Raw genomic sequence first — 3,963 nt, 5'->3', positions numbered from 1 at the left:
CCTCACGTACGGTTTGATGAGGAGGGGCAGAAATTTTCTGCCCTTTACTCTAGCATACTATGTGCATGGCCGCCTCTTTCGAGCCCATTGTGCTTCGTATGATACACCGAGGATATCAATCCTGCAATATTACATCATTTCATGGCGGTGAAGGGCATTTTCGGTATAATTGATGCAAAATTACAGGTTTTTCGACCGTTATATCCCAATCCAAGCGATAAGTGGGAAAATTGATGTAGATTTGCAGGCTTTTCGATTTCGAAAAGCGGGTATGGCACAAATCCTGCACTTTTGCAGGTTTTTGTAGCCGCTGAACGGGGAAGGGCTCGCTACCGAATGGATTCGTTCCCGTTCCCTTATCGCATCATCCGCTCCGCCCGCACGAACGCGACGAACCGGCGCGCCTCCTCGTAAGTCAATGCCTCCCCGTCTACCTCAAGACGAAGGCGGCTCAGCGTTGCCGGATCGGCCAGCTCGATCCCGGGGGCGGCTTCAGCGGGCTCCGAATTCGACGGAATGTCCCCGCGATGGAGGCGGCCAATCAAATAATCAACCGATACGCCGAACAGGTCGGCTGCCTGTATCAAGGTGTCGAAATCGGGCTTGCGCCGATTCTTCTCGTAATGCGAGAGAGCCGCCCGCGTAATTCCGAGCTTCTCCGCCATTTCCTCCTGCGTCCAGCCGCTGCGCTCGCGCAGTTGCCCCAGGCGCCTTCCCAACTCCATATTATTGCTCCTCCTTTGCTTCGGACACATATGTCCGAGCGTATGCGTCGTATGAGGTCACGGATGTGCGACCGCGTTGAACTGATGCGGCTACAGCACTCCTGTCAGTCGTGCTGCGCCCATCGAGAGGCTTGTCTTTTGCCGCCGGGTTCCGTCTCATTATAGGCCTGGTCGCGTCCGGGGCGCAATGAGCATGGATTCCAGGCTCTGCTTGTCGTCCCGGCATGGCTTGCTGTCCAGGCATGGCTTGCCGTCCCGGATTGACATGTTCAGGGGGGCTTCTCGGCGGACAAGGCGCGCAACGGGCTACCCCGACTTGCCCGATGACAAAGCCCCTGGAACCGGCACGGTCACCGGGGGCACCGGACAACGTTCTCCGACTCCAGGCGAAAGGCTCAAGCGCGGAGACGGGCCGCTGCGGCGGGAACATCGTTCGGCGTCCGCGGGCATATATATGAGTAGGCGTCGATGTGATTTCGGCCATACAGGCGCTGCGTTGCGGTTCTGCATAAGATGAGGAAATAGGTAATCAGCGCACGGCGAGGCGGCCCCACGAACGGGGCGCGGCTAGGCGTCTGAACCGTCCGATTCGTCAGAACAAGGAGTTGGGGTTTGTGAAAATCATATCTACGCCACTGGACGGCGTTGTGATGTTGGAGCCGCAGGTATTTGAAGACGGACGCGGCTTTTTTATGGAAAGCTATCATCTTGAAAAATGGGAGGCTTCGGGGATTCCGCAGACGTTCGTGCAGGATAATCATTCGCTCTCTGCCCGGGCTGGCACGATTCGCGGACTGCATTATCAGTTGGAGCCGATGGCGCAGACGAAGCTGGTGCGGGTACTCGCCGGTGCGATCTACGATGTGGCGGTCGATATCCGCCGCGGGTCTCCGCAGTTCGGCCAATGGGCGGGCGTGATTCTGAGCGCAGCCAACAAGCGGCAGCTCCTTATTCCGCCGGGCTATGCCCACGGATTCTGCACCTTGGTGGATGATACCGAGGTGATGTACAAGGTGGATGCTCACTATGCGCCCGAGCGGGATCGGGGCATCCGGTGGGATGACCCCGCCCTCGGGATTCCGTGGCCAGCATCGAATCCGATAATGTCGGACAAGGACAAGGCGCTACCGCTACTGGATCACGCCGAGACGTTCTTCCTGTCCAGTCCGGAACGAGGTGGGTGAGACGATGAATCAGGGAGGAATTGTACTCGTTACCGGGGCGGAGGGTCAACTCGGCAAAGATATAATGGCGGTGCTGCGCCGCTATGGCGTTCCGGCCCGGGGCTATGGCCGCAAGGAGCTGGATGTGACGGATGCGGAGGATGTGCTGCGGATATTTCTGCGGGAACGGCCATCCGCTGTCATTCATGCCGCTGCTTATACGAAGGTGGATGAAGCGGAGCTGAACCCGGATCTGGCGTATCAAGTCAACGCCTTCGGGACGCGCAATGTCGCGGCGGCCGCGAGCCAGGCCGGCGCGAAGCTCGTCTACATCAGCACGGATTATGTATTTGACGGCCGGGCGACCAAGCCGTACAACGAGACAGCCCGCACTCGCCCGATCAATGTATACGGCGCGTCGAAGCGGGAAGGGGAGCGGTTCGTGCAGCTTCTGCAGCCGGCCTCTTTCATCGTTCGCACGTCTTGGGTATATGGGCCGCACGGCAATAACTTCGTCAAGACGATGCTGCGTCAAGCGGCGGTCCAGCCGGAGCTGAAAGTGGTGCACGATCAATCGGGGTGCCCTACGTATACACTTGATTTGGCTGAGATGATCTTGCGGCTGCTGCGGACGAACCGCTTTGGAACGTATCATGTCACGAATGCGGGGATCTGCTCCTGGCATGAATTCGCGCTTGCCATTATGGAGGAGGCGGGATTGTCCGTCAAGGTGCGTTCGGTGCCGACATCCCAATTCCCCCGTCCGGCCCGGCGGCCGTCTTTTTCGGCTCTGGAGGGATGGGCGCTGCGCTTGAACGGCTTTCCGCCGATGCGCCCGTGGCGCGAAGCGCTGGCGGATTATTTGCGCCGCTACGCCGCGAACGGTCCGGTTCGCAAGGAATAATGGCGGCAAAGGAGGGGAAGTCATGCGATGTGCCGTATTGGGAGCGCGGGAGGGGGGGCTGGATCTGGCCTGGCGGCTGAGGAAGCTCGGCCATGACGTCTGGCTCGTCCTCTCGGAAGCCGAAGAGGCCGAGCGCTGGCGCCGCGTCTGCGCGGACCGCATGCTGTGCACGGTGCATGCGGATTACGCCGTCCGCCGTGCCGACGCCGTCATCGTGCCGGGCTCCTGGCCGGGCAGCGCTGCGCTGGCGGATGCGATGCGCCTCGCCATCGTGGCCGCGCCGGCTCCTGCGCCCGGCTCGACGGAGTGCCTGCGCAGGAGTTGGGAGGCAGTTACGGCGACCGATGTCGCGTATCTGCCTCCCGCCTGGCTGCAGGCGACCGGCACCGTCCTCCTCGGCACGGCGGACGGCCAGCCGCTGGCGGCGCTCACGGAGCTGTTCGCGCCGATGAAGCGGCCGGTACGCTATGTGCCGTACCGGGTAGCGGAATACGCGCAGCGCTGGGCGGCGCGCGGCGGGGTCCCTATCTGGCGGGAACGTCCCGCCGAACCGGCGGAGGAGCAAGCACGCCGGCTGTGGCGAAGCTGCTGCCGCCCGGAGCTGGACAGGGTGGAGCGGCTGCGCTATCCATCCTGGCCCAAGCCGATGCCGGGCAAGCTGTCGCCGACGGACGTGGCCGGGCCGGTGCGGCGGAATGTGCCCGGCGAGATCGCGGCAACGCGGGGGATACAGGAAGAATTCAGTTCCGGATGAGAGGAGCAAGCAAATGAGAGCGAAGTTGCACACGGAAGTGAAGTGCCTAGGCTGTCAGCGCCTGCTGGCCAATGAGGAAGCGATGCTGGTATTTCGGACGGGCTTCTACGGCGATGCTCCAGTAGGCGGGTGCGAGCAGTGCGTCGCGAAGCATGCGCCGTTGAACCGGATGTGGCGCGTCCGGCTGACGGACTTGCCCTATGATTCGCTGCACTAGCCGCCAAGAGCGGCTGCGGCCTTCCGGCAAGAAGCGTTCTGGGAGGAAGCAAGCTGCAACGGGCAGAGTGGATAGAGAGATAAGGGGTATGGAGAAAGGAGTAGGAATAGTGGAAGAAGGAACAGGGGATAGAAGGAGAGCAGATGGGGGTAGAAGGAACAAGGGATAGAAGGAGAGAGCAGATGGGGAAGAAGGAACAG

6 protein-coding genes are annotated in these 3,963 nt (G+C 61.2%); 4 read left to right on the top strand and 2 right to left on the bottom strand.

Annotated features, from left to right (window positions below; genetic code table 11):
• Window positions 1-356 precede the first annotated feature (356 nt).
• Window positions 357-725, bottom strand: coding sequence for a helix-turn-helix domain-containing protein (locus tag DQX05_RS28955; protein ID WP_119796709.1), 369 nt, complete (start codon window positions 723-725; stop codon window positions 357-359).
• Between the two features lie 614 nt (window positions 726-1,339).
• Between DQX05_RS28955 and rfbC the strand changes: the two genes are divergently transcribed.
• Window positions 1,340-1,909 (top strand): dTDP-4-dehydrorhamnose 3,5-epimerase, encoded by a 570-nt coding sequence (rfbC, locus tag DQX05_RS28950; protein ID WP_119796708.1) that lies wholly within the window; start codon window positions 1,340-1,342, stop codon window positions 1,907-1,909.
• A 4-nt stretch (window positions 1,910-1,913) separates the two neighbouring features.
• Window positions 1,914-2,792: a dTDP-4-dehydrorhamnose reductase gene (gene rfbD, locus DQX05_RS28945; protein ID WP_119796707.1), complete on the top strand. Its 879-nt coding sequence runs from the start codon at window positions 1,914-1,916 to the stop codon at window positions 2,790-2,792.
• Window positions 2,793-2,975: 183 nt separating this feature from the next.
• On the opposite strand, the gene DQX05_RS32730 is transcribed toward rfbD, so the two are convergent.
• Window positions 2,976-3,194, bottom strand: a complete 219-nt coding sequence (locus tag DQX05_RS32730) for a hypothetical protein (RefSeq protein WP_259392299.1) — start codon at window positions 3,192-3,194, stop codon at window positions 2,976-2,978.
• Window positions 3,195-3,240: 46 nt separating this feature from the next.
• On the opposite strand from DQX05_RS32730, the gene DQX05_RS32725 reads away from it, so the two are divergent.
• Together DQX05_RS32725 and DQX05_RS28935 are read left to right on the top strand one after the other, a co-directional pair.
• Window positions 3,241-3,546: a hypothetical protein gene (locus DQX05_RS32725; RefSeq protein ID WP_259392298.1), complete on the top strand. Its 306-nt coding sequence runs from the start codon at window positions 3,241-3,243 to the stop codon at window positions 3,544-3,546.
• Between the two features lie 13 nt (window positions 3,547-3,559).
• Window positions 3,560-3,763, top strand: a complete 204-nt coding sequence (locus DQX05_RS28935) for a diaminopimelate decarboxylase (RefSeq protein ID WP_119796705.1) — start codon at window positions 3,560-3,562, stop codon at window positions 3,761-3,763.
• Window positions 3,764-3,963 lie beyond the last annotated feature (200 nt).

The organism is Paenibacillus thiaminolyticus (assembly GCF_003591545.1).
GTDB classification, from domain to species: Bacteria; Bacillota; Bacilli; order Paenibacillales; family Paenibacillaceae; genus Paenibacillus_B; species Paenibacillus_B thiaminolyticus_A.
This window is presented reverse-complemented; position numbering and strand designations above follow the sequence as displayed.

Bases quoted from the DNA above. Each gene is read 5' to 3' on its own strand.
- DQX05_RS32725 (WP_259392298.1), top strand. From the start codon at position 3,241: ATGAAGCGGCCGGTACGCTATGTGCCGTACCGGGTAGCGGAATACGCG.
- rfbD (WP_119796707.1), top strand. From the start codon at position 1,914: ATGAATCAGGGAGGAATTGTACTCGTTACCGGGGCGGAGGGTCAACTC.
- DQX05_RS28935 (WP_119796705.1), top strand. From the start codon at position 3,560: ATGAGAGCGAAGTTGCACACGGAAGTGAAGTGCCTAGGCTGTCAGCGC.
- DQX05_RS28955 (WP_119796709.1), bottom strand. From the start codon at position 725: ATGGAGTTGGGAAGGCGCCTGGGGCAACTGCGCGAGCGCAGCGGCTGG.